The organism is Thiocystis violascens DSM 198 (assembly GCF_000227745.2).
GTDB lineage: Bacteria > Pseudomonadota > Gammaproteobacteria > Chromatiales > Chromatiaceae > Chromatium > Chromatium violascens.
Genome location: NC_018012.1, coordinates 2821137 through 2847522 on the forward strand (window position 1 = coordinate 2821137; position 26386 = coordinate 2847522).

Here is a 26386-nt window from a genome sequence, read left to right on the forward strand (position 1 = left end):
GCCCGCGCGAGCTGGTGGCGCGGGTCAAGGCGGTGCTCAGAGCGTGAAGCCGTTCATGGTTCAACCCTTCGACGGGCTCGGGACTCACCACGAACGGCTTCAGGCTGCCTTAGCCCTGCTTTCCGGGCAGAGAAGACGAAACGGTCAGGCTCAAACTGAGAATTACTGGCGCTCGCTTGCCGGGCTTGCGGGTCTGACATAGCATGACAACATCGCTGCTTATCCGAATCCCTCTCCGTCCGAGCCCATGAATCACCCTTCGCAACTGGACCAGGCGCTCGATGCCACCGAAATCCTGGCGCGGGACATCGCCGACCAGCAGCGCGAGCAGAACACGCAGGAACGGGAGCGCGCGCGCCTGCGCACCCTGATCAACGCCATCCCGGATCTGGTCTGGTTGAAGGATCCGAACGGAGTCTATCTGGCCTGCAACACCATGTTCGAGCGTTTCTACGGCGCCCCCGAGGCGGACATCCTGGGCCGGACGGACATCGATTTCGTCCCCGCGCCCCTAGCCGAGTTCTTCCGCGCCCATGACCTGGCCGCCATCGCGGCCGGCGTGCCGAGCCGTAACGAAGAAGTGCTGACCTTCGCCGCCGATGGCTACTCCGGGCTGTTCGAGACCATCAAGACCCCGATGCGCGACGCCGCGGGAACGCTGATCGGGGTGCTCGGCATCGCCCGCGACATCACGGCGGCGCGCCAGACCCAGGAGGCGCTCAGCGAACGCGAGGAGATCTACCACGCCATCGTCGGTCAGGCATCGGACGGCATCGTTCTGATCGACGCCGAAACCCGGCGGTTTGCCGAATTCAACGCCGCGGCGCATCAGGCGCTGGGCTACACCAGGGACGAGTTCGCCAGCCTCGCGCTCGACGACATCCAGGCCGAGTTGACCCCGGAGCAGGTCGGCGAACGGATGAACGCGCTCCTCGCGCGCGGCGGCGGCACCTTCGAACTCCCGCACCGGCACAAGGACGGCTCGGTGCGCTGGCTGCGGATCTCCAATCGGCTCATGGTCATCCGCGGACGGATGTATCTCGCGGCGATCTGGACCGACATCACCGAGCAACGGCGGATCGCCGCCGACCTGGAGATCCATCGCCAGCACCTGGAACAACTGGTGGTCGCGCGCACGACGGAACTGGAGTCCGCCCATCGGCGCCTGCTGGTCAGCGATGCCCGGCTTCAGGCGGTCTTCGAGATGAGTCAGCGCGCCCACGCCCTGGACGAGCGCGAGATCCTGCAATGGGGCGTCGAGGCGGCGGTCAGCATCACCGAGAGCCAGATCGGCTATCTGCATCTGGTCAACGAGGACCAGGAGACCATCCAATTCTATGTGTGGTCCGACGCGACCCTGGAGCATTGCACCGCGCTGCACGAGACCCACTATCCGGTCTCCGAGGCCGGCATCTGGGCCGATCCGCTGCGCCAACGCCGTCCGGTGGCGCACAACGACTATCAGGGCATGAGCGATCGCAAGGGCTATCCGCCTGGGCATACCCATCTGATCCGCCATTTAGGCGTGCCTGTGGTCGAAGGGGACAAGGTTCGGGTGCTGATCGGCGTCGGGAACAAGGCAACCGATTATGACGACGCCGACGAACACGAGATCCAGTTGCTCGTCAACGATCTCTGGCGCATCGTGATGCGCCGCCGCGCCGATGCGGCCCTGGCCATGGCCAAGGAGTCGGCGGAGCGGGCCAGCCAGGCCAAAAGCCGCTTCCTGGCCAACATGAGCCACGAGATCCGCACCCCCATGAACGCCATCATCGGGCTGAGCCACCTGGCGCGGCGCCACGCGAGCGAGCCCAGGCAACAGGAGCATCTGCGCAAGATCGCGGAGTCCGCTCAGCACCTGCTGGGTGTCGTCAATGACGTCCTGGATATTTCCAAGATCGAAGGGGGACGGATTCAACTGGAGGAAGCCGACTTCGCACTCGCCAAGGTGCTGGAGAATCTGCGCACCCTGACGGCCGACAAGGCGACGGCGAAGGGGTTGCGCATCCGCCAGGAAATCGCTCCCGCGCTCGCGGGCATCCTGCGCGGCGATGCCTTGCGGCTGGGCCAGATCCTGCTAAATTTCGTGGTCAACGCGGTCAAGTTCACCGAGCGGGGAGAGATCGTCCTGCGGGCCTGGGTGCTGGAGGAAACGGCGCTTGACCTGCTGGTTCGCTTCGAGGTCAAGGACACGGGCATCGGCATCGCCCTGGCGGATCAGGCGCGTCTGTTCGTCGCCTTCGAACAGGCGGACAGCTCCATTACCCGCCGTTATGGCGGCACCGGTCTCGGGCTGGCGATCAACCGGCGTCTGGCGCACCTGATGCGCGGCGAGATCGGGGTGGAAAGCCAGCCGGGCGAGGGCAGCCTGTTCTGGTTCACCGCCCGTCTCGGCAAAGGCGCCGAGCCTGCCGGTCGCGCGGGGATGTCCGGCGACCCGGAAACGGCGGATTCCGCGCCCGACCGGCGCTTGATGGCACGCTCCGCGGGTCTGCGTCTGCTGCTGGCGGAAGACAACCCGATCAACCAGGAGGTCGCCCTGAGCCAACTCCAGGAATTGGGATTCGCGGTCGACCTGGCCAGCAACGGGGCCGAGGCGGTGGAGTTGGCGCGCCGGAACGCGTACGCGCTGATTCTGATGGACGTACAGATGCCGACGATGAACGGGCTGGAGGCGACCCGAGCGATCCGGCGCCTGCCCGGACGGGCGGTCACCCCGATCCTGGCGATGACCGCCGGCGCCTTTCAGGAGGATCGGGAGGAATGTCTCGCAGCGGGCATGGACGATCATCTCGCCAAGCCCGTGGATCCGGACGTGCTCCATGCCACCCTCTTGAAATGGCTGCCAAAATCCGGGCGACCTGCCGCTCGGGCGGAATCGACCGCACCGACGTCGACGGCCGAGCAGCACGCGATTCGCCGCCGTCTTCAAGCGATCGAGGGGCTTGATCTGGAACTCGGACTGAAGCCTGTTCAGGGCCGTCTCGACAGCTATCTGCGCCTGCTCGCCTCCTTCGTGAGTCGCCATAGCGACGACGCACGGTCCATTGTCCAGCAGTTGCGCGCCGAGGATCGCGTCACCGCCTGCCGCGATGCCCACTCGCTCAAGGGCGTGGCGGGAACACTGGGCGCCCGGCGCCTGGCGACCCTGGCCGCCGAACTGGAACAGGCCATCCGCGAAGGCCACGCCGCGCACGAGATCGAGCAGCGCGCGCAAGCGCTCGACACCGAACTGCGCGCCCTGGTCATTGGCCTGGCAACGGTCCTTCCCACCAGCGCCGCCGATGCGCCGAACATCGCGGTGGACTGGCCGCGGGTACGGGAGACGCTTGCCCATCTCGATACCCTGCTGACCGAGGACAACACCCTGGCCAATGGGGTCTTTCGCGAATCCGCCGCGCTCCTGATCGCCGCCCTGGGCGAACCCGCGCGCGAGATCGGCCGCATGATCGAAGCGTTCGACTATGATTCCGCGCGGCACTGGTTGCGCGCCGTCAGCGCCCCTGGGAGCGCCGGCTTGTGATGGACACGCCCTAAGCCGTTCGTGGTTCGACCCTTCGACTACGCTCAGGACTCACCATGAACGGATGCAATGTCGGCCTCGGAGCGCGATTTTCCGGTCATCCTTCGACCCTTCGACAAGCCTGTCCTGAGCGAAGCCGAAGGGCTCAGGACTCAGGACGAACGGAAAATCGGTAAAGTCTTTCCCGTAAATCACCTTAATGGCAGTGAGTCGAAGAGTCGAACCACGAACGGCTTAACTTTCAGGCACCCAGGGGGCGATCAATGCATCCTGGCCGCATGCTCGCGATACCATCCGACGAAGCGCTCTCCCGACATCGGCACGCCCAGAAAAAACCCCTGGACCTGGTTGCAACGGTGCGCGCGAAAGAATTCCAAATCCGACTCGGCCTCGACGCCGACCGCGGTGATGTCGAGCTTCAAGGCGTGCCCGAAACCGATAATGGTCTTCAGTACGGCGGGCATGCTGTCCGTGGAACCAAGTCGCTGGACCAGCGCCCGATTGATTTCCAGCCGCTCCAGCGGCAGTTGCTCCAACTCGCCGATCGCCGAGCAGCCCATGCCGAAATCGTCCAGCGCCACGCCGACCCGAAGCTGTTTCAGCTCGCCGAGCAGACGCTGGGAGCCCTCCTTGTCCTGCATGAGCGCCGCCCCGCTTAATTCCAGCGAGAGCGCTCCCGGATCGATCCCGGCCGCCTCGGACGCGGCGGTCAGTTGGCCCAGAAACCCCTGATGGTGAAACTGACGGGCCGACACGTTGACGGCGATCCTGATCGGCGGCAGCCCGCTGTTCCGCCAGGCCAGATGCTGGCGGCAGGCCTCCTGAAACACCCACCGACCAAGCTCATGAATCAAACCGCTGAATTCGGCCACCGGGAGAAAGTTCTGAGGCGCCACGTCGGACCGGTCCGGCTGCGGCCAGCGCAACAGGGCCTCAACCCCGGTCACGGCGCCGCTGCGCGTATCCAGCACCGGCTGGTAGACCAACCGGAACTCGTTGCCCGACAACCCTTCACGCAGCCGGGCTTCCAGCCTCGTCTCGTCGCACACCTTTCGATTCAGCGCCTCGGTCACGAATTGATAATGACCGGGGCTGAACTGCTTGGCGTGGTACATCGCAAGATCCGCGCGCTGGATCAGGCAGTCGATATTGTCGCCGTCCTGCGGGAACAGACTGATCCCAAGACTGGCGACACAGGGCAACTCCAGCCCCTCGATCGCGTAGGCTGGCGTCAAGGCGACGATGGCATTGCGCGCCGCGCGCGCCGCGTCGTCCGCGTCGCGGATATGGGACAGGACGACGACGAACTCGTCGCCACCGAGCCGGGCGACCAGATCCTCGGCGCGGAACGTATCCAGCAGCCGTTGCGCGACCGCCCGCAGAAGCCGATCGCCCACCGGATGGCCATAGGCATCGTTGATCGCCTTGAAGCGATCCAGGTCGAAAAACAGGACCGCCAACTGGCGGCCCGCGCGGCGGGCGCTCGCGAGCATGTGGTTCGCCACATGCTCAAGCAGTGCGCGCCCCGGCAGGCCGGTCAGCGGATCATGCTGCGCCACCTCGATTGCCCGATCCTCGGCCTGCTTGCGCGCGGTGACATCCTGCTGCACCAGCAGGACGCGCTCGACCTGGCCGCGGGCATCCTGGATCGCTTTCAAACGTGCGACGAACCAGCGGTAAAGACCATCCTTGCGCCGCAGCCGGTACTGGATTTCGCAGGGCGTCTCGGGGGCATCGACGAAACCGGTGAGCTGGAACAGAATCGGTTCGCCGTCTTCCGGATGCAGCAATGCGGCCCACTCGCCGAGCCGCTTGGGCGCTTCCGCAGGGTCATAGCCGGTCTGGCCATGCCATTCGGGCGGAAAGTGCACCTCGTCCGTGTTCGGAGACCATTCCCAAAAGGTCAACTCGGCAATCTCCCCCATCAGGCGCAGTCGCAGGGTATCGAGCAGATCGCGTTCGCTGCGTTTGCGCTCGGTGATGTCGCTCAGAGTGGCTCGCCAGATGGTGTGCGCGCTCCGCGCATCCCGGCTGAGGCTGGTTTCCAGGCGGATCCAGACCGACTGCCCGTCGTCACAGCGCAGACGCAACTCCCCAACCTGCCGCTCGCCCGTGGACCAGAGCCGGTTGCGGCAACTGTAATAGGCGTCCTGATCCTCGGGGAGAATGAAGCGGGTCAGTGGCCGACCGACCAACTCCGCGCGCGGAATGCCCAGCAGGGTCGCCGCGGCCAGGTTGGCCTCTTCGACCAGGCCCGCTTCGTCGAGGGTCAGATAACCCATGGGCGCCAGGTCGAAGAGATCGAAATAACGCGCGCGCGAGATTTCCAGTTCCTCCTGGATCTGTCGCAGCTCGTCGTTCTGCATCTCCAGTTCAAGCTGATGCACTTGCAGTTCGTGGACCAGCAGTTCGTGGGTATTGGGCGTGAGCGAGCCGGCCCCTACGGCGAGGCTTGCGATCGGCTCCAGGATCTCCGTCGCCCCCAGGCGCGCCTCCGCGCGCCGACGCAGATCGTGCCAGGAGTACGACCGGCCAGCCTGGAAGGCGGCAGGCGTATGACGCGGATCGTTTGATTGAGGCATCATCAGCTCCGTCACCGTCGTGGTCGATTATTCAGGCGATTTTCGGTTTCCAATTTTCGGTTTCCGGTTCCGGTTTCCGGTTTCCGGGAAAGACGTTGCCGATTTTCCGTTCGTCCTGAGGCACTCGAAGGACGAACGGAAAATCGCGCTCCGAGGCCGGCATGGCCTCCGTTCATGGTCCGACCCTTCGACGGGCTCAGGACTCACCACGAACGGAGGCCATGCCACCTTCCGGCTTCCGGCTTCCGGCTTCCGGCTTCCGGCTTCCGGCTTCCGGCTTCCGGCTTCCGGCTTCCGGCTTCCGGCTTCCGGCTTCCGGGAAAGACGTTGCTGATTTCCAGGAAAGACGTTGCCGATTTTCCGTTCGTCCTGAGGTACTCGAAGGACGAATGGAAAATCGCGCTCGGAGGCCGGCATGGCCTCCGTTCATGGTTCGATAAACTCACCACGAACGGATGCAATGTCACCACGAACGGATGCCATATCACCACGAGCGTGTTGCAATCTAGCGATAAGCTTTTCCACAAATCGCCTAAATCCGGATTGAATTTCCCCGGACATCGCCTCAGCGAAACGGCGCAACCGGACAGCGGGCCAGCAAGTCAGCCAGCGCGTCCCGTTGCAATGGTTCGAGCAGGCACTCGTCAAAGCCCGCCGCCCTCGCCCCTTCGACATCCGGCTCCTGCCCATCGCCGGCGACCGCCACCAGCCAGGCGGTTCGACCCGGTTCGGTGGCGCGCAGGCGGCGCGCCAGCTCGCCGCTGTCCATGCCGGGTAACCCGACATCGAGCAAAATCAGATCGGGACGCAGACGCTCCACGACCGCGAGCGCCGCGGTTGCGTCCGCGGCCGTCTCCACTCGCTGACCCAGGAGACGCAACTGCAGGGCGCAATTCTCCGCCGTCGCCGGGCGCTCCGCGACAACCAGGATGCGGTAGACGTTCGGACAGGTCCGCGCCTCCGGAAGCGACCGCGCGGTGTCCGCCGGCAGCCGATCCGACAGCGGCAGTCGCACGCTGAAGGTACTGCCCTGGCCAAGCCCGGGACTCGTTGCCGTGACGCTCCCGCCATGCAGTTCCACCACGCCCTTGACCAGGGCAAGCCCGATGCCGAGACCGCCCTGGCGACGTTCGGGGGTCTGCTCGGCCTGAACGAAGGGGTCAAAGATTCGGGAGTACAAGGACGGGTCTAGGCCGGCGCCCGAGTCGCGCACCTGGAGCAATGCGCGGCCATCGACCGCCTCCAGCGACAGGACGATCGACGCCTCCGGCGGACTGAACTGACTCGCGTTGCGCAGCAGGTTGACGACGACCTGGGCCAGACGCACCGCGTCCCCGTCCAGCGTCAGGGGCAGGGCGGGAAGCGTCATCTCCAGGCGCTGCCGGCGTTCGTCCAGCAGTGGGCGCACCTGCTCGGCGGCATGTTCCACCGCCTCGCGCAGATCGCATGGCCGCCGGTCCATCTCCATCTTCCCGCGTCCGATGCGCGAGATATCGAGCAGATCGTCCACCAGCCGGACGAGATGGGCGACCTGCCTGGTCAGGATGTCCGATGCCTGCGCGATCATCGCTGGCGCATGGGTTGGCGCCAGCCGCAAAACCTCGGCGACATGCCGGATCGGGGCGAGCGGATTGCGCAACTCGTGACCGAGCAGGGCGAGGAATTGATCCTTGCGCCGGTTTTCCTCGCGCTGGATCGCCTCGGCAAGCTGCGCCGCCTCGGTGCGCTTGCGTTCGCTGAGATCGCTCAGAATCACCAGACAGTGCGTCGCCCCCGCGTCCCCATCCTTCCCCAGGGCGAATTCCAGATGGGCCGGAAAGGGCAGTCCGCCCCCACGACGCAGACGCAGATCGCAAGCCTGCCAGTCGCCCGTGGCAAACAGATGCCGGCGGCAGCGGAAAAAATTATCCTGATCCTCGGGCAGGATAAAGCCGCTCAGCGGCCGATTGACCAAGTTGCCTCGCGGGATCCCCAGCAGCTTGGACGCGGCGAGATTCGCCTCCCGGATCGCCCCCTGTTCGGTGATGGTGACATAGCCCACCGGAGCGAGGTCGTAGAGTTCGAAATAGCGCGCCCGAGACAGCTCCAGCGCCTCCTGGGTACGGCGCAATTCCTCGTTTTGCATCTCCAGTTCGATCTGATGTACGTTCAGATCCTGAAGCATGCGCCCAATCTCATCAGGCCCCATCGATGACAGGCTTCCGTCGAACATGACTCCCTCCCGTTCTCCCTTGCGCCGGCGCAGTGCCGTTTCCGCGCTGGCGGTTTGCCCGTGCGCCGACGATCCGCGATCCGGGCGGTTTTCCGCTTCGTCGTTATGAGTCATCGCAAGCCCCTGGCGGACGAGGCGCCGCCGGTTCCGAGACGGAGACCGTCTCGCTCTGGCGCATCCGTTCGGTGATATCCTCGATCGCGAGCAGAATGGCGCCGGCATGACCGGCGACCGGGTCGAGACGGCGCGCATTCAATAGCAGGGTGCGCTGGCCGAGTCCCGCAAACGTGGCGCTGACCCGGTAATCCTCGAAACCCCTGCCGTGCGACTGGAGCTCCAGCAGCAGGGTCCGCAAGGCCGGGAGATCCCATTGCCCGTTGCCCAGCTCCCAGAAGGTTTGCCCCAGGGACTGGGCCGGGGAGAGCTGAAAGTCGCGATGGAAGGCCCGGTTGGCCGAGACCACGCGCAACTCCCCGTCCAGCACGATCAGCGGCTCGCGCACCGTCTCCACGATGCCCGCGGCAAGGGCGCGCGCCTCTTCGAGTCCCTGCTCCATCCGCTTGCGCGAGGAAATGTCCATGAAGGTAATCACCGCCCCCTCGATGATCTTGTCGAGCGTGACATAGGGTCCGATACGCATCAGATACCAATCGCCCCGCCGGATCCGGACCTCCGCTTCCAGTGGGGTCAGGCTCTTCAGGACGGCGCGCGCGTCCCTGACCAGATCGTCGTAGTCCACGAAGTTGGAGACGATGTCGCCCACCGGCCGTCCAATGTCGCTCTGGATCAGCTTGATCAACTGCGTCGTGGCGGGGGTGAAGCGGGTGATGCGCAATTGGTGATCGACGAACAGGGTGGCGATCCCGGTTCCGGCCAGCAGGTTGTTCATGTCGTTATTGGCGCGCGACAGGTCGGCGACCTTGTCCTGCAACTCGACGTTGACGGTGGCCAGTTCCTCGTTGACCGATTGCAGCTCTTCCTTGGAGGTCTCCAGCTCTTCGTTAGTGGATTGCAGTTCCTCGTTGACCGATTGCATCTCCTCGTTGGTTGATTTCAGCTCCTCGTTGGCGGTCTGCATCTCTTCCAGGGTGCTCTGAAGATATTCCTCCTTGGCCCGCAGTTCCGATTCCAGCTCCGCGATGCGCCGCGCGCCGCCGCCAGGTTTCCCGCCGCCGGCGTCTTCCGCGGCGCGCGTCTCGACCGCCGGCGTGGGCACTGGCTCCAGCACCACCAGGTAGAGGTCCGGCAGGACGTCGCCATCGAGCGCCTGGGCCGGATGCACGGTCAGATTGACGCCGGTGAAGTCGCCGTTGGTCTTGACCCGCAACGCCGGCAGATGGACCGACTCCTTGCGCGCCACCGCCCGCTGCAGCGACAGCGTCAGCTCGCGGCGCAACCCCTCGCGCGCCATGTCGAGGATGTTCATGGCGGCATCCCCGGCGGCGGGTTCCAGATACTGCCCGCTGCGGCCATGGATATAGAGAATCTCGCCGCGCCCGTTGGTCAGAATTCCGACCGGATTGAAATGATTCAGCAAGGCCCGTTCGGTCAGCACGCGCGACTCGCTCCCGGCCTGGCTCCGTCCCGACGGCGCGGGCGTGGGCAGCCGCGCGTTGCCGGGCAGGGGCGGCGGGAAATGGCTCGGCGCCAGCGCGGGAACGCTCAGCGACGACTCCTGACGGACATAGAGTTTCCACTTCCGGCTGAGCGGCGCGAACGACGTGAGCGCCTCGCCCACTGTCTCCGAACTGCCCAGAAACAGCACGCCACCGGGATTCAGGGCATAGTGGAAGAGCGAAATCAGCCGTTTCTGCAGGTCACTGTTCAGATAGATCAGGAGATTGCGGCAACTGATCAGATCCAGGCGCGAAAAGGGCGGATCCTTGATCAGGTTCTGTTCGGAGAACACCAGGAGATCGCGCACGACCTTCTGGATACGATAGACGCCATCCTCGGCATCCTGGGAGAAGAAACGCGCGAGCCGCTCGGTGGAGACATCGACGGCGATGCTCGCGGGATAGACGCCAACGCGCGCGCGCTCGATCGAGCGGGCGTCGAGATCGGTGGCGAAGATCTGCACCCGATAGGTTTTTTTCAGGGTTTCCAGGTGTTCCTGGAGCAGGATGGCGACGGAATAAGCCTCCTCGCCGGTGGAACAGCCGCACACCCAGACGCGCACCGGCGCGCCCGCCGGCCGATTGGCGAACAGCCCTGGGATGACGTCGCGTTCCAGCACGGCGAAGGCCTCGGGATCGCGAAAGAAGCAACTGACGCCGACCAGCAGATCCTGAAACAGCGCGTCGACCTCCGTCGGATCCTTCTGGAGATAGCGCAGATAATCGTCCTGTTTGTCGATCCGGTGCAGCGCCATGCGCCGCTCGATCCGCCGTTCCAGCGTGCTCTGCTTGTACTGCGAAAAATCGTGGCTGGTACGGTCGCGCAGGAGGATGCAGATCTTGTTCAACGCATCCACGACCCGCGGGCGCGGCGAGACCGGCGCGCGCGGTTTTCTGCCAAAAGCATGCGCCGCGAAGTCCATGAGTTTCGCCGGCATCTCGGCCGGCGCCAGCTCGAAATCCACCAGCCCGGTGGCCAGAACGCTGCGCGGCATGCCATCGTAGGCCGCGCTCTTAGGTGTCTGCGCCATCACCATGCCGCCCTCGCCCTTGATCGCCCGCGCGCCCAGCGTCCCGTCGCTCCCGGTGCCGGAGAGGATGACGCAGATCGCCCGCTCGCCCTGATCCTGGGCCAGCGAGCGGAAGAAGAAGTCGATGGGCAGACGCAGCCCGCGCGGCGCCTTGGGCTCCAGCAGGTGGAGCTTTCCGTTCAAAAGTGCCATATCAAGGTTGGGCGGGATGATATAGGCGCAGTCCGGCCGAACCGCCACGCCGTCGACGACCTCCTGGACCTCCATGCTCGTGTAGCGTTTGACCAGCTCGGTCAGGATGCTCTTGTGATCGGGCGCGAGATGCTGCACCAGCACGAAGGCCATGCCGGTTTGAAGATCGGTGGGGATGGCGGAGAAAAACGCCTCGAAGGCCGCCAGACCGCCCGCCGAGGCGCCGATGCCGACGATGGGGAACGGCGGCTCGGGCGCCGGTTCCGAGTCCGGCTCTGGCGCGGCATCGGTGTTCGGAACGCCCGCTGACGACGCGTCGAGCGGCGCGTCTGGCGCATCGGCCGCCTGGGTGGGTGCCGACGTGGAATCCGGGTTCGCGTTATTGGTTTTTTTCCTGTCCATGGGCCTGCCTGGTTAAAAATGCTGAGAGTGCCGAGGCTCGGATTTCCCGTTCGTCCTGAGTCCTGAGCGGAGCCGAAGGGTCGAACCATGAACGGCTTCAGGGACACCGCGTTCGCTCGGGACACATCCGACCGGCGCACCCAGGACACCCAACCGCTTGTGATGGGTATTTGTACCTATTCGTCCGCACGAAAGCGATCCGTATAACTACTTCATTCGCTCCTCGGCGCAGTGACGGCCTGGCGGCGGCTCCAGGAATTTCAAGCTATGATAAGCCCTCATCGGTTCGGAACCAGCGCGCACGCGCCAATCCGTCGACGCCGTCACAGGCAAACCGGCCGTTTCATGCACACCCGTTCAGGACCATCGCCCTTGCAGCATCCCTTGTCGTCGCTCTCCGCCGCCGGTCCACGGACCGCTTCGGACGCGGACACCAATCTCCTGATCGGTTTGCTGCTCGTCATCCTCAGCGCTGGCGCGGCGCGGCTGTTCGGGCTCGATCATCTGTTGGTCTGGCATGACGAGGTCTTTACCCTGCTGCGCGTATTCGGCTACCGCCACGACGAGGTCCAGGCGGCGGTCTTCAGCGGACAACTCCTGACCCCGGACGATCTGCTGCGCTTCCAGCGCCCGGATCCCGCGCATACCTGGGCCGACGCCTTCCGCGCCTTCGCCGGACACCCGGAGCACGCACCTCTTTACTATGCGCTGGCACGCCTGGCAAGCGCGCTGCCGCTCGATCCGGTGAGCGCCGCGCGCGGCGTCTCGGCCGTGTTCGGTGTCCTGCTGATTCCGACCGTCTACTGGCTGACGCGCGAGCTTTTCGGCCGCGGTCTCGTGCCTTGGATCGCCGCCGCCCTGGTCGCCTGTTCGCCGCTTCAGTTTCTCTACGCTCAGGAGGCGCGCCAGTACGCGCTCTGGCTGCTGTTGACGGCGTCATCGAGCGCCGCGCTGGCGCGCGCGATGCGCCGCGACCGGCGCGCGGACTGGTGGCTCTATGGTCTGTTCATGACGCTCGGCGTCTATGCACATCTGCTGTTCGTGCTGATCGTCCCGGCGCACGCGCTGTACGGACTGCTGGCCTCTCGGGCCAGCGGCGCTCAGGCGGGACGGCTGGGCCGGCTGGGCCGCCGCTGGGGCAGCGCGGTTGGCGTCAGTCTGATTCTGTTCACGCCCTGGCTGTGGGTGATCGCCACCCAGCCCGGTCGCGTCGACCATTTCACGCACTGGATGCAGCGCCCGGCCGGTCTCGACGATCTCCTCGCGGCCTGGGCGCTGCATCCGACGCGAACCTTTGTCGACCTGACCTCAAGCCCCGTGCTCTGGTGGAGCCTGCTGACCGTCCCGCTGGTCTGGGCGCTGGCGCGTTTCGTCCGCCGCGCCCCGCGTCCGGCGGTCTGGCTGCTCGTCGCCATGGCGTTGGCCTATATCGGCGTCATGCTGGGTCCGGATCTGCTGCTCGGCGGCAGCCGTTCGCTGCACGCGCGCTACGCCCTGCCGGCGCTGCTGGCCATTCAGATCATGGTCGCCTGGGTCATCGGCACCGCCATCGCCGCGCCGCCCGGCGCCTGGTCGCGCCGTTCCGGGCTCATGACGCTAGCCCTGCTGATCGCGCTCGGCGGCTGGTCGCTATTTGCCATCCAGCGCGCCGAGACCTGGTCGACCAAGAACTTCAGCGCGCAAAATGCCGACATCGCGCGGATCGCCAATGCCTCGACCGCGACCCTAATCGTGGCGAGCGAGAGCGGGGTAGGGCTGGGCGAACTGATCTCGCTCGCCTACCATCTCGCCCCAGAGGCGAGGCTCTGGGGGCAGCCCTGGGACCAGCGAATCACGCCTCCAGCCGGCTTCGAGACCCTGATCGTCCTAACCCCGTCGAACCAGTTGCGGGACGCCATCGGCCCCGAACGGCCCTTGACGCCCTTGGCCGGCACTTGGCAGTGGTTCGCGGTCACACCGCGCCGAGCGAGTTCCGACACACCAACCGCGCCCCCTCACGCGAACGAAGGAACGGTTTATTAGGTGATTTTTGGCAAAGTTCATACCTAAATTGCAGCCGTTCGTGGTGACATTGCAGCCGTTCGTGGTGAGTCCTGAGCCCGTCGAAGGGTCGAACCATGAACGGCTGCAATGTCAGCCTCGGAGCACGATTTCCGCTCATCCTTCGACCCTTCGGCAAGCCTGTCCTGAGCGAAGCCGAAGGGCTCAGGGCTCAGGACGAACGGAAATCGGCAAAATCTTTCCCGGAAATCACCTTAATAAGCACCCATTAGCGAATATCTTTGGCACCATTGTCGTTGTCGCAGTTTAGATAATTTTTCTCGTTACTCAGCGAACAAACGCATGAATCGCTCCATCAATCTCGTTATCCCGCTCCTGATCGCCGCGCTGACAGCCACCGCCTGGTGGCTGTTGAACCAGCCATCGGAAGAGCCGCCCTGGCCGAATCGGATTCAGGGTTTCTCCTTCGCGCCCATGCGCGCCGACGATGACCCGAGCCTGAAAAAATTCCCTTCGGTGGAGGATATCGACGCGGATCTGGCGCTGCTGGAAGGGCGTGCCCATGCGGTGCGAACCTACACGGTCGAGGATACGCTGGCCGAAATTCCCCGCCTGGCCGCGGCCCATGATCTGAATGTCACGCTCGGGGCCTGGATCGGCGCCGAACCCGCCGCCAACGAGACCGAGATCAAGCGCTTGGCCGAGGTGCTCAACGAAGGCCATCGCAACCTCGTGCGGGTCATCGTCGGCAACGAGTCCATTTTGCGCCGGGATCTTCCGGTGTCCGAACTGATCGGCTATCTGGACCGTGTCCGCAAGCTCACCTGGCTCCCGGTCAGCACAGCCGAACCCTGGCATGTCTGGCTCAAGTATCCCAAGCTGGTCGAGCATGTCGACTTCATCACCGTGCATCTGCTTCCTTACTGGGAGGGATTGCCGGTGGATCAGGCCGTGGACTATGCCGTCAGCCGCTATAACGAGCTGAAGGAAGCCTATCCGAAGAAGCCCATCGTGATCGGCGAGGTCGGTTGGCCCAGCAATGGCAGGCGCAACCGGGGCGCGGAACCCTCGCCGACCAATCAGACGCGCTTTCTACGCCGTTTCCTGGCCCGCGCCGAGGCCGAAAACTATATCTATTACGTCATGGAGGCGTTCGACCAACCCTGGAAGGCCAAGACCGAAGGAGCTACCGGTAACTATTGGGGCGTCTACAACGCCAACCGCCAGGCCAAGTTCGAGTTCAGTCAGCCGGTGGTGCGCATTCCGCAATGGCGCGAACTGGCCGGTCTGTCGGTCGTGATGGGCGTCCTGCTGCTGGTCTTCCTCTATCGCGACAGCGCGACGCTGGCGAAGCGCGGCAAGGGGTTTCTGGCGCTCGTCACCTATGCCATCTCCACCGCCGCCGTCTGGATCGTCTACGATTACACGCGCCAGTACATGACACCCGCCACGGCCATCGTTGGGGTACTGCTGCTGATCGGCGGGATCGGCGTCATCGTGCTGCTGATGGCCGAGGCGCACGAATGGGCCGAATCCATCTGGCTGAACAAATGGCGCCGTCCCTTCCCGCTGCGCACGGTCCCGGATGAGCAATTGCCCTTCGTCTCGGTGCATGTGCCGGCCTACAACGAGCCGCCGGAACTGCTGTGCGCGACCCTGGACGCGCTCGCCGCGCTCGATTACCCGCGCTTCGAGGTGCTGGTCATCGACAACAACACCAAGGATCCCAAGGTCTGGGAGCCGGTCCAGGCGCATTGCGAGACGCTTGGCGAACGCTTCCGCTTCTTCCATGTCGACCCGCTCGCCGGCTACAAGGCCGGGGCGCTCAACTTCGCGTTGCGCCAGACCGACCCCGCCGCCGAAGTGATCGCGGTCATCGACGCCGATTATCTCGTGATCCCGACCTGGCTGCGCCACCTGGTGCCGGGCTTCGCCGATCCCGAGGTCGCCATCGTGCAGGCCCCGCAGGACTATCGCGACGCCGATCAGAACGCCTTCAAGGCGATGTGCATGGCCGAATATCGCGGTTTCTTCCATCTCGGGATGGTCACGCGCAACGAGCGCAACGCCATCATCCAGCACGGCACCATGACCATGATCCGGCGCCAGACGCTGGATGAGGTCGATGGCTGGGCCGAGTGGTGCATCACCGAGGATGCGGAGCTGGGTCTGCGTCTGTTCGAGGCCGGACACAAAGCGCTCTACATCCCCTGCACCTATGGTCGCGGGCTGATGCCGGACACCTTCGCCGACTTCCAGAAGCAGCGCTATCGCTGGGCCTATGGCGCGGTGCGCATCCTGCTGCGCCACCGGCGCGAGCTGCTCGGGCTGCGCAAGACCGCGCTCACCGCCGGGCAACGCTATCACTTCGTCGCCGGCTGGCTGCCCTGGTTCGCGGACGGCTTCAATCTGCTGTTCAACTTCGCAGCGCTCGGCTGGTCGGTCGCCATGGTGATGTTTCCGGACACGATCACGCCGCCCTACCTGACGGTCGCGTTGGTGCCGCTGGTGCTGTTCGTGTTCAAGATGTCGAAGAGCCTCGTGCTCTACCGGCGCCGGGTCACGGCCACGCTGCGTCAGAGCCTCGCCGCCGGCCTGGCGGGTCTGGCCCTTTCGCACACCATTTCGCGCGCCATGTTCGGCGGACTCGTCACCGGCAAGCTGGGATTCTTCCGCACGCCCAAGATGGCGGAGGCGCCGGCGGTCGTCCGCGCCCTGGCGGACACCCGCGAGGAGGGACTGTTCGCCTTCGCCTTCCTGCTCGCCGCCGGTCTGGTGCTGCTGCGCGACGATGCCTACATGCTCGACGTGCGGATCTGGGTCGCGGTGCTGGTGGTGCAGTCGATTCCCTATCTGGCCTCGGTGCTGGTCTCGCTCGTCAGCGCCTGGCAGCGTCTGCCGGCGGATCTGGTCGGGGTCATGTCGGAGATGAATGGTCAGCGGTTGAGCGGGGTGCAGCCGGTCAGTCGGGAGGGTTGAACATTCCACAAGCCCCGGAAACACGCCGGGGCACATCCGTTGCCATCTGCTACATTTCAGTGAAATCAGTTTTCACCAGGCAAATCGAATGAACGTTTTCGAGAAAACCGCGAAGATCTCAAGCAAGGGCCGAATCACTCTACCCAAGCACGTTCGCGATCTCCTCCAGTCGGATTTCGTGCGGCTCGTCATTGAGGACGGCATCGTTCGCATTGAAGCCATACCCGACCTCGCCGGCTGTCTGTCCGGTTACGCCAGGGGAGCGCCTGTCGAAAATGAGCGCGCAGAGGCGTGGGAGGCAGAGCTACGTGAGCGATATCAGTCTGATTGATGCCAACGTCATCCTCCGTTATCTGCTGGCGGATCACCCGGAACTGCATCTCCGTTCCAAGACAATCCTCGACGCTGTCCGTACTGATGGGCGACGGGTTCTGATTCCTGAGTCCGTGCTCGCCGAATGCGTCTACGTCATGCAACGGATCTACCAGGTGCCGCGTGCCGAAATCGCCTCGAAGCTTGCGATCCTACTTGGTTTCCCTGGCGTCACTGGCGAAGGACTTCCAATCCTTCGTCAATCGCTGGCCATTTACGCCGACACCAACCTGAGTTTTGTCGACACATTGATCGCCGCTCACGCTGCCGCCAGACAGCAGCCAGTCGAAACCTTCGATAAGGGGCTACGCCGTTATTTGGATCTTCAATTGAAATCAGATGTTTAAGGCGTAATCTGCGTTCAGGCGATGCCGCGCCGACGCATACTTTGCCAGACGGTTTTTCGTTGGACAGGCTGGAAAAGTGACAATTTCATACGATATAGGGTTTACCCCATATAGGGTTTTCCCGTAGACTTGGGCCATTGTTCGTTCAACGACCGCGATCCCGACCTGTCTTATCGTCGGAATCGCCGGTCCCTTGAAAGAGATTGGCCTCATGACAAAGACCCTGACAACCGCCGCGCTCCTGATGACTCTGCTCCCCATCGCCTTCGAGTCCCAGGCCCGCCCGAATCCCGGTCACACCCAAAAAGGCATGGCCTCCTACTATCACGACAGCCTGCATGGCCAAAAGACGGCGAGCGGCCAGCGTTACAGCAAAAACCGGCTCAGCGCCGCTCACAAAACCCTGCCGCTCGGCACCCAGATCCGCGTCACCGACACCCTGACGGGCAACAGCATCGTGGTCAGGGTCAATGACCGCGGCCCCTTCGTCAAGGGCCGTATCGTCGACCTCTCGCGCGAGGCCGCCAGCGAATTGGGGATGATCAAAAGGGGAGTGACCAGCGTCAAACTCGAAGTCCTGAGCCTGCCCCCGCGTCATGATTCCTGATCGACAGCAGGATAGCCCTGCTTTGGATATGGAAATATCCGTCTGACCAGTTTTATAATCGACCGCGAAAAACCCGCTTGGAAGCGATGTTCCAAGCGGGTTTTTTTTATGGTCTGCCAGGAATGGACCCCATTGGCATTTTCCGTTCAGCCAACACCGTGACAGGGTCGATCAACCCAATGTTCTGGATTCCGAAAACACTCTACGAAGCCCTCCCCTATGCCTTGCTGCTTTTCGGCGGGCTTGCCATGTTACAGGCGTCAAATCCACTGATGTTCGGCTCGGGATGCCTGCTCGCGATCGTTGGCGCCATCATCTGGCGGATGCGCCAGACCTATCGCAAGCGCGATCGAGACGAGGAGAGGCTCTGAACTCTCTCGCTTGTTCATTCCCATCGAAACAGCCAGGCGGCCAGGCTCAGGAAGAGCACGGCCAGCCCGCCCAGCAAGATGATCTGAGGCAAGACATCAATGACACCAGCCCCATCGATCATCACCCGCCGGGCGCCTTCCACCAGATGCGTCAGCGGCAGCAAACGCGAAAACGCCTGCGCCGCCGCGCTCGCGCCCTCCAGCGAGAACCAGACCCCCGACAGCAGCAGCATGGGCCAGGACACCAGATTGAGTATCCCATCGGCCACCTCCTCGGTGCGCAGACGCGCCGCCACGATCAGACCCATGCTGATGAGGCAGAGAGCGCCGGCCAGATAGACGAGCGCCAGCGCCAGATAGGAGCCGCGCATCGGAAAATCCAGCAGCAGCGCGGCGCCCAGATAGACCACCAGACTCGCCGACAGCACCACGATCAACCGCGAGACCACCTGCGCGGTCAGAAACTCCCAGGGGCTGAGCGGTGTTGCCTTGAGCCGGCGCAGCACGCCATTTTTGCGATAGCGCACGATCACCCAGCCGACGCCCCAGAAGCTGGAGAACATGATGTTCATCGCGAGCACGCCGGGCAGCACCCAATCCACATAGCGTAGCGCCTCGCCGCTCACGGTCAGGCGTTGCGGCGCCGGATCGGCTCGCGAGGGATAGGCGCCCAGCAGGAGACGCTCGGCCAGATACCCTTTGGGCGACTCGGCGTTCAGCCAGTAAACGGGCGAGCCGCGCGGATCGAGCAGCAGATCCAACTGATGCCGTTCGACTTTCACGATGGCCGCATCCGGATCGGTGAGCGGGATGAAGTCGATGTATTCAAGGTCGAGAAAGGGCGAGGACACGCTGGTCAATTGACCGTCCGGCGTGACGACGCCAACCTTGAGCAGATCCTCCGGCTCGGCTCGAAAAATGAAGGCGAAGGCCAGCACCATCATGATCGGCATCAGGATGTTCCAGCTCAGTCCCGCGCGGTCGCGATAGAACTCGCGATTGCGCGCGACCAGGATGGCAAGGATTCGGCGCCACATCATCAAGTCCTTAAGGCATGCCCGGTCAGTTTCAGAAAGAGGTCTTCCAGATTCGGAATCGCCACCCGCAGACCGGCCAGATCGGCACCGAGACGTTCGAGTTCGGCCAGCATGGGCGGCACCTCATCGGTCTGGATTTCGATCTCGCCGTCGCGCGCCACGGCGCCGGACGGGAGCGGAACCCCCGCCGGCCAAGCCGCATCCGGCAGACGGATCAGGCGCGCGGGAAAATGTGCGTCGATCAGCGCGCGCGGATTGCCCTCGGCAATCAGACGCCCCCGGTCGACGATCACGATCCGGTCGCACAGCCGCTCGGCCTCTTCCATGTAGTGCGTGGTCATCACCACGGTCGTTCCGCGTCGGCGGACCCGTTCGATCAGGCCCCAAAAATTGCGCCGCGCCTGGGGGTCGAGTCCGGTCGTCGGCTCGTCCAGAAACACCAGTTCGGGATCGTTGACCAGCGCGACCGCCAGCAGCAGACGCTGCCGCTGACCGCCCGAGAGCTTGCGCGTGTCGCGATCCAGAATCTCGTCCAGATTGCACAGCCGGATCAGCTCCTCGCGCTCCGCCGTGCGCCGATAGAGACTGGCGAACATGGCCAGCGACTCGCTCACGGTCTGGAAATCCTGCAAGGCCGTGACCTGGAACTGGATGCCGATGGACTGACGATATTCTCGATCCAGCGGATGCCCCTTGAACAGCACGCATCCCGAGGTCGGCGGCTGGATGCCCTCCAGCATCTCCAGGGTCGTCGTCTTCCCCGCCCCGTTCGGTCCCAGCAGACCGAAACACTGCCCGGATTCGACCCTGAAGCTGATGCCATCCACGGCGCGCACGCCGGGATAGAGCCGGATCAGATCATGCGCTTCGATGAGCGTTGTCACGAGGCTCCCCCTGGGACGATGCCAGCGTCCGGATTTCACAATGACTGGAGGAAGCAAACTTAGAAACCGTCCAGCAAAAATTTCCCGAATCGCTTAAACCGACGGCCAAGTCGCCCGCAAGCGGGCTCCGACGGGGCGCGCAGGAGCCCGCTTGCGGGCGACGCCGAGACCGGGGAAAGTTGTTGATGGACGGCTCCTTAGCCACCGGTCACCGGCGGGAAAAATGCAACCTCGTCGCCTTCGAGAAGGGGCGTTCGAGGCTGTGCAATCGCCTGATTGACCGCGCTCATCAGTCGCTCGCCCTCGCCAAGCGCCTCCGTCCAGAGTCCGCCGCGCGCACGCAGATGCGCCAGCAGATCCGCCACAGTGCCGACTCCCGCTGGCAACTCCAGTCGTTCCTCATGACAGCCGAGCCGTTCGCGCAGTCGGGCAAAGTAGAGAATCTTGATCATCGCGTCGGGGCTCGCTCAATGGACAGATCAGTGCAACAAATCGGCAAACGGCATGAAATCAACCAACTCGCCCCGCCGGATCGCCCGCCCCGGCGGAATCTCGATCAGACCGTCCGCCCAGGCGACCGAGGACAGAACCGCCGAGGAGCGGGTCGGAAAGACCGCTAGTTCGGGCTCACCATCGTCGCCGGTCTGAAGTCGCGCGCGATGAAATTCGCTCCGTTTGTCCGGTTTCGGCCAATCGAACCCGGCGCGGATTTTGAGGACGCGCGGCGCGAGATCCCCCGCCGTCCCCTGACGCCGCAGCACCACCGGGCGGGCAAACAGACAGAAGGTGACGAAGAGCGACACGGGATTGCCGGGCGCGCCCAGAACCGGCGTGCCCTGGACCCAGCCGAACGCGACCGGCTTGCCGGGGCGAATCGAGATATTCCAGAGATCCAGCGTACCGATCTTCTCGACCGCAGACTTGAGATGATCCTCCTCGCCGACCGACACCCCGCCGCTGGCGAGGATCAGGTCCGACTCGCGCGCCCCGCGCGTCAGTGCGTCGGTGGTCGCGTCCAGGGTGTCCGCGACGATCCCGAGATCCACGACCTCGCAGCCCAAGCCTTGCAGCAGGCCGATGAGCAGAAAGCGATTGGAGTTGTAGATCTGGCCCGGACCCAGCGGCTCGCCCGGCATCGCCAATTCGTCACCGCTGGCCAGGACCGCGACCCGCAAACGCCGATAGACCGGCAAACGCGCGACGCCAACCGAGGCGGCCAGCCCAAGATGCTGGGGCGCGAGCCGCGTCCCGGCGGCGATCACCTCGGCCCCGGCGCGGATGTCCTCGCCGGCGCGGCGGATGTTCGCGCCAGCCTTGCAGTCCAGCGGGATACGCACCCGGTCGCCGTCGCGCTCGCAGATTTCCTGCACCACCACCGTATCGGCGCCGTCCGGGGCGGGCGCGCCGGTGAAGATGCGCGCGGCGGTGCCTGGCTCCAGATCGACGCCGGTCGACCCGGCTGGAATCCGTTGACTGACCCGCAGCCAGCCGTCCTGCGCGGCCAGGTCCACGTGACGGATGGCGTATCCGTCCATGGCGCTGTTGTCCCAGCCGGGGACAGCGATGGCGCTTGTCACCGGCGCCGCCAGCACGCGCCCGAGCGCCGTGTCGGTCGGGATGGATTCGCTGTCCGCAATCGGCTCGACCCGCGACAGCAGGAAGTCGATAGCCTCCTGCTTGGTCAGCGTGGGGCGTTTTTCCGTGGCCGGAGCCGGGCAGTCGTTGTGGGTCGTCATAGAGCTTCAGCGTTCGCGCAAACGCGGGATGAGTTGGGCGAAATTACAGGGCCGTGTGCGGATATCCAGTTGGGGCAGCAGGATCCCATCCCAAGCCGTTCGGCAGGCGCCGGTCGAGCCCGGCAGACAGAAGACGAAGGTGCCGTTGGCCAATCCGGCGAAGGCGCGCGACTGGAGGGTCGAGGCGCCAATCTCGGCGAACGAGATCTGACGAAAAAGTTCGCCGAAGCCCTCGACCACCTTGTCGAGCAGGGGCGTGACGGCCTCGGGCGTACTGTCGCGCCCGGTGACGCCGGTTCCGCCGGTGCTCAGGATGACGTTCACCTCGGGATCGGCGATCCAGCGCGAAACCACCGCGCGCAGTTGATAGACATCGTCGCGGACGATCTCCTTCGCCACAACCCGGTGACCGGCGGTTTCGGCCCGCTCCTTCAGCAGTTTGCCGGAGGTGTCCTGGTCCTCGCTCCGACTGTCCGAGACGGTCAGAAGCGCGATGTTGAGCGGCAGGAATGGCTGCTCCGCAAAATGCCCGGTCATCATTCACCTCTTCACTGATGCTATAGCCTTCACATCTGATATCCAGACATCCGGAGCAGTTCAGTCAGTTTTTTTCCGGGGCCGTTGCCAGGCGGGAATGCTGGTCTGACGCCCACGAGCCAGCGTGAGCTGGTCGGCCGGCGTATCGCGAGTAATGACGGATCCCGCGCCAATCGTCGCCCGCTCGCCAACGGTCACGGGTGCGACCAAGGCCGTATTGGAACCGATGAAGGCGCCATCGCCGATCCGGGTCAGGGATTTGTTGACGCCATCATAGTTACAGGTGATGGTGCCGGCGCCGATATTGACGCCCGCACCGACCTCGGCGTCGCCAAGATAGGTCAGGTGATTGACCTTGCTGCCCTGCCCCAGAGTCGCCTTCTTGATCTCGACGAAATTTCCGACATGGGTGTTCGCGGCAAGCTTGGCCTCTGGACGCAGTCGCGCGAAGGGTCCGATACGGGCGTTCGCGCCAACCTCGGCGCCCTCGATGACGCAATTGGCGAAAATTTCAGTCCCGGAGCCGATCATGCAGTCTTTCAGCAGACAGTTGGGGCCGACGCGAACCCCGGCGGCGAGCCAAACCTCACCCTCGACGATGACATTGATGTCCAGGCTGACATCGGTCTCTGCGTGCAGGATTCCGCGCAGATCGAAACGCGCCGGATCGGCCAGGGTCACGCCCGCGCGCATCAGCCGCTCCGTCGCCGCGCGCTGGTAGCTACGTTCCAATTCGGCAAGCTGGACCCGATCGTTCACGCCAATCACTTCCGCGAGCGTGCCCGGCTGGGCGCTCGCGATCTGGACGTCATCCTGGGCCGCCAGCGCGGTGATATCGGTCAGATAATATTCGCCCTGCACGTTGTTGTTGCCGATCCGGGTCAGCCAGTCGTCCAGACCGGCGCGATCGGCGACCAGAAATCCGGTGTTGATCTCGCGAATGCCCCGCTCCGCCGGCGTGGCGTCTTTCTCCTCGACGATGCGGGTCACGCGGCCCCGCGCATCGCGGAGGATGCGGCCATAGCCGGTGGGATCGGGCAGTTCGGCCGTCAGCAGCCCCAGACGGGTATCCGCGCTCGCCGCGAGCAGGCGGCGGAGGGTTTCGGGGGTAATCAGGGGCACGTCGCCATACAGCACCAGCACCCGATCCATCCCGCTCATCGCCGGCATCGCCTGGAGCACCGCATGGCCGGTGCCCTGCTGCCGGGCCTGTTCGACCCAGAGGCAGTCGTGCCCGCTCAGGGCCGCCTGGACCTGTTCGCCGCCGTGACCGAAGACGACGACCCGCCGTGCGGCACCGAGCTGGTTTGCGGCGTCGAGCACATGCGCCAACAATGGTTTGCCGGCGAGCGGATGAAGAACCTTCGGCAGACTGGAACGCATCCGTTTACCGAGACCCGCGGCCAGTATCACGACACCTAGTTTCATACGTTGCAAGTCCCGGATTTGATCTCGAAACGATTTCTAGATATTCAGAAATTCCTGAAGAATTTCCGAATTAGTGAAGACTTCCGCCCGGCAGGTTGCAGACGCCCAACTCGGCGCTCAGCTCCGCGTGCGTGGGGTCGCGCACCTCATGAATGCGGACATGGACCACGAGCGACTTGCCAGCTAGCGGGTGGTTGCCATCGACCGTGAGCCTGCCGTTCTCGATACGGGTGACCAGGAAGGTCTTGACCTCGCCGGTGTCGCTCTGCATCTGGACCTCGGCGCCGACGAAGCGGAATTCCGGCGGGACATTCTCCAGGTCGTCGGTAAAGGTCAGGCTTGGATCATGCGGGCCAAAGCCCTGATCGGGACCGAGCCGCAACTCGACCTCGTCGCCCACGGATTTTCCGCGGATCGCGGCATCCATCCCGCCGATCAGTTCGGTCTGCCCACCCTGAATGTAGGTGACGGGAAGATCCGTCTGCTCCAGGATGGCGCCAGCCGCATCGGCGATGCGGTACGTCAACGAGACCAGTTTGCCGTCGCCAATCGTTTGATCCGACATGCTTATGCCTCTCTCCACACGTAAACGCAAACGCCCCCGTCGTCTCGACCGGGGGCGTTTGTCAGGGTGCCGGCGGCCGTGACCGCCTGGGCAGCGAATCAGCGCCCCTTCATCTTCCGCAGCTTCTCGATCGCCCGCAACTGCGCGACGGCCTCGGCCAATTCGACCTGAGCCTTGGCGTACTCGAACTTGGCGGTTTGACCGGCCAGCGCGTCCTCGGCACGGCGTTTCGCTTCCAGCGCCGCGGCCTCATCCAGATCGCGGGCGCGGATCGCGGTGTCGGCCAAGACCGTCACCACATTCGGCTGCACTTCCAGCATGCCGCCGGAGACATAGAAATGCTCCTGCTCGCCCTGCTCGTTCTCGACCCGCACGTCGCCCGGTTTGAGCCGGCTGATAAAGGCCGTGTGACGGGGGGCGATACCCACCTCGCCCATCTCCGCGGTCGCGTAGACCATGGTGGCGGGACCGGAGTGGATGGCGCCCTCGGCGCTCACGATATCGACACGTACTGTCATTGCCATGGGAGATCCCCCTTAGCTGGCCGCCATCTTTTCGGCTTTGGCCACGGCCTCGGCAATCCCGCCGACCATGTAGAAGGCCTGCTCGGGGAGATGGTCGTAGTCGCCGTTGACGATCGCCTTGAAGTCCTTGATGGTCTCCTTGACGGGGACGAATTTTCCCGACGCGCCGGTGAAAACCTCAGCCACGAAGAACGGCTGCGACAGGAAGCGCTGGATCTTGCGAGCGCGCGACACGGCCAGCTTGTCGTCGTCCGAGAGTTCGTCCATGCCAAGGATGGCGATGATGTCCTTGAGTTCCTTGTAACGTTGCAGCGTCCCCTGCACCGCACGGGCGGTCTCGTAGTGTTCCGGGCCGACCACGTTCGGGTCGAGGATACGGCTGGTGGAGTCCAGCGGATCCACGGCGGGATAGATGCCCAGCTCGGCGATCTGACGCGAGAGCACCAGGGTCGCGTCCAAATGCGCGAAAGTGGTGGCTGGCGAGGGATCGGTCAAGTCGTCCGCAGGCACGTAAACGGCCTGGAAGGAGGTGATCGAGCCGGTGCGCGTGGAGGTGATGCGCTCCTGCAGGGCGCCCATCTCGGAGGCCAGGGTCGGCTGGTAGCCCACGGCGGACGGCATGCGCCCGAGCAGCGCGGAGACTTCGGTGCCGGCCAGGGTGTAGCGATAGATGTTGTCGATGAACAGCAGCACGTCGCGGCCTTCGTCGCGGAAGAACTCGGCCATGGTCAGGCCGGTCAGCGCCACGCGCAGACGGTTGCCTGGGGGCTCGTTCATCTGACCGTAGACCAGCGCCACCTTGTCGAGCACGTTCGACTCTTTCATCTCGTGATAGAAGTCGTTGCCCTCGCGGGTGCGCTCGCCGACGCCGGCGAACACCGAAAAGCCGGAGTGCTCGGCGGCGATGTTGCGGATCAGCTCCATCAGGGTCACGGTCTTGCCGACGCCGGCACCGCCGAACAGACCGACCTTGCCGCCCTTGGCGATCGGCATGATGAGGTCGATGACCTTGATGCCGGTTTCCAGGATCTCGGTGGACGCGGCCTGGTCTTCCAGCTTGGGCGCGGCGCGATGGATGGACCAGCGCTCTTCGCACGGTACGTCACCCAACTCGTCGATGGGATTGCCCAGCACGTCCATGATGCGACCCAGGGTCGCCTGACCAACTGGCACTTGGATGGGCGCGCCCGTCTTCAGGACATCGAGTCCACGCTGCAGGCCATCGGTTGAGCCCATGGCAATGGTTCGCACCACGCCGTCGCCGAGTTGCTGCTGGACCTCAAGCGTCAGACCCATCGAGTCGATCTTCAGTGCCTCGTAAATCTTGGGCATCTCGCCGCGCGGGAACTGAACGTCCACGACGGCGCCGATGATTTCCACCACGTTACCGGAACTCATAGTCTTTTCCTCTTCTGCCTTGCGGCGTCTGCGATTCTGTCT

19 protein-coding genes are annotated in these 26386 nt (G+C 64.3%); 7 read left to right on the forward strand and 12 right to left on the reverse strand.

Annotation, left to right across the window (positions count from 1 at the left end; translation table 11 throughout):
- Positions 1-247 precede the first annotated feature (247 nt).
- Entirely contained in the window at positions 248-3523 is a 3276-nt protein-coding gene (locus THIVI_RS12470; RefSeq protein WP_014778950.1) for a PAS domain S-box protein, read from the forward strand.
- A 260-nt stretch (positions 3524-3783) separates the two neighbouring features.
- On the opposite strand, the gene THIVI_RS12475 is transcribed toward THIVI_RS12470, so the two are convergent.
- From THIVI_RS12475 to THIVI_RS12485, 3 genes are all read right to left on the reverse strand, one after another.
- Positions 3784-6108: a putative bifunctional diguanylate cyclase/phosphodiesterase gene (locus THIVI_RS12475; protein ID WP_245537265.1), complete on the reverse strand. Its 2325-nt coding sequence runs from the start codon at positions 6106-6108 to the stop codon at positions 3784-3786.
- Between the two features lie 562 nt (positions 6109-6670).
- Positions 6671-8431, reverse strand: a complete 1761-nt coding sequence (locus THIVI_RS12480) for a PAS domain-containing hybrid sensor histidine kinase/response regulator (RefSeq protein WP_014778952.1) — start codon at positions 8429-8431, stop codon at positions 6671-6673.
- Positions 8421-11558 carry a chemotaxis protein CheB gene (locus tag THIVI_RS12485; protein ID WP_014778953.1) on the reverse strand — a complete coding sequence of 1046 codons (3138 nt, stop codon included), beginning with the start codon at positions 11556-11558 and terminating at the stop codon, positions 8421-8423. The genes THIVI_RS12480 and THIVI_RS12485 overlap by 11 nt, the downstream gene beginning before the upstream one ends.
- A 372-nt stretch (positions 11559-11930) precedes the next feature.
- Between THIVI_RS12485 and THIVI_RS12490 the strand changes: the two genes are divergently transcribed.
- The 6 genes from THIVI_RS12490 to THIVI_RS12515 all read left to right on the forward strand — a co-directional run bounded on the left by THIVI_RS12490 (position 11931) and on the right by THIVI_RS12515 (position 18235).
- The gene (locus tag THIVI_RS12490) at positions 11931-13580 is read left to right on the forward strand and encodes a glycosyltransferase family 39 protein (protein ID WP_014778954.1); all 1650 of its coding nucleotides are present in this window, start codon (positions 11931-11933) and stop codon (positions 13578-13580) included.
- A gap of 321 nt (positions 13581-13901) precedes the next feature.
- Positions 13902-16538: a glycosyltransferase gene (locus THIVI_RS12495; RefSeq protein ID WP_014778956.1), complete on the forward strand. Its 2637-nt coding sequence runs from the start codon at positions 13902-13904 to the stop codon at positions 16536-16538.
- Positions 16539-16626: 88 nt separating this feature from the next.
- Positions 16627-16869: an AbrB/MazE/SpoVT family DNA-binding domain-containing protein gene (locus THIVI_RS12500; protein WP_014778957.1), complete on the forward strand. Its 243-nt coding sequence runs from the start codon at positions 16627-16629 to the stop codon at positions 16867-16869.
- Positions 16847-17257, forward strand: coding sequence for a type II toxin-antitoxin system VapC family toxin (locus THIVI_RS12505; protein ID WP_041446977.1), 411 nt, complete (start codon positions 16847-16849; stop codon positions 17255-17257). The genes THIVI_RS12500 and THIVI_RS12505 overlap by 23 nt, the downstream gene beginning before the upstream one ends.
- A gap of 211 nt (positions 17258-17468) precedes the next feature.
- Positions 17469-17864 (forward strand): septal ring lytic transglycosylase RlpA family protein, encoded by a 396-nt coding sequence (locus tag THIVI_RS12510; protein WP_014778959.1) that lies wholly within the window; start codon positions 17469-17471, stop codon positions 17862-17864.
- 77 nt (positions 17865-17941) lie between these two features.
- Complete coding sequence (locus tag THIVI_RS12515) at positions 17942-18235, forward strand: hypothetical protein (RefSeq protein ID WP_157174441.1); 294 nt, start codon at positions 17942-17944, stop codon at positions 18233-18235.
- Positions 18236-18249: 14 nt separating this feature from the next.
- Here THIVI_RS12515 and THIVI_RS12520 read toward each other — a convergent pair whose 3' ends face one another.
- The 9 genes from THIVI_RS12520 to atpD form a co-directional block, all read right to left on the reverse strand.
- Positions 18250-19272 (reverse strand): ABC transporter permease, encoded by a 1023-nt coding sequence (locus tag THIVI_RS12520; RefSeq protein ID WP_014778961.1) that lies wholly within the window; start codon positions 19270-19272, stop codon positions 18250-18252.
- Between the two features lie 2 nt (positions 19273-19274).
- Complete coding sequence (locus tag THIVI_RS12525) at positions 19275-20156, reverse strand: ABC transporter ATP-binding protein (protein WP_014778962.1); 882 nt, start codon at positions 20154-20156, stop codon at positions 19275-19277.
- A gap of 197 nt (positions 20157-20353) precedes the next feature.
- A complete protein-coding gene (gene moaD, locus THIVI_RS12530; protein WP_014778963.1) occupies positions 20354-20608 on the reverse strand; it encodes a molybdopterin converting factor subunit 1 in 255 nt (84 codons plus the stop codon).
- 27 nt (positions 20609-20635) lie between these two features.
- Positions 20636-21892 carry a molybdopterin molybdotransferase MoeA gene (locus THIVI_RS12535; protein WP_014778964.1) on the reverse strand — a complete coding sequence of 419 codons (1257 nt, stop codon included), beginning with the start codon at positions 21890-21892 and terminating at the stop codon, positions 20636-20638.
- Between the two features lie 6 nt (positions 21893-21898).
- On the reverse strand, positions 21899-22429 hold the full coding sequence (moaB, locus tag THIVI_RS12540; protein WP_014778965.1) for a molybdenum cofactor biosynthesis protein B: 531 nt from the start codon (positions 22427-22429) through the stop codon (positions 21899-21901).
- 60 nt (positions 22430-22489) lie between these two features.
- A complete protein-coding gene (gene glmU, locus THIVI_RS12545; protein ID WP_014778966.1) occupies positions 22490-23857 on the reverse strand; it encodes a bifunctional UDP-N-acetylglucosamine diphosphorylase/glucosamine-1-phosphate N-acetyltransferase GlmU in 1368 nt (455 codons plus the stop codon).
- A gap of 70 nt (positions 23858-23927) precedes the next feature.
- Positions 23928-24422: an FKBP-type peptidyl-prolyl cis-trans isomerase gene (locus tag THIVI_RS12550; protein ID WP_014778967.1), complete on the reverse strand. Its 495-nt coding sequence runs from the start codon at positions 24420-24422 to the stop codon at positions 23928-23930.
- 98 nt (positions 24423-24520) lie between these two features.
- Positions 24521-24946 (reverse strand): F0F1 ATP synthase subunit epsilon, encoded by a 426-nt coding sequence (locus THIVI_RS12555; RefSeq protein WP_014778968.1) that lies wholly within the window; start codon positions 24944-24946, stop codon positions 24521-24523.
- A 12-nt stretch (positions 24947-24958) separates the two neighbouring features.
- The gene (gene atpD / locus THIVI_RS12560) at positions 24959-26344 is read right to left on the reverse strand and encodes a F0F1 ATP synthase subunit beta (protein WP_014778969.1); all 1386 of its coding nucleotides are present in this window, start codon (positions 26342-26344) and stop codon (positions 24959-24961) included.
- Positions 26345-26386: the final 42 nt, after the last annotated feature.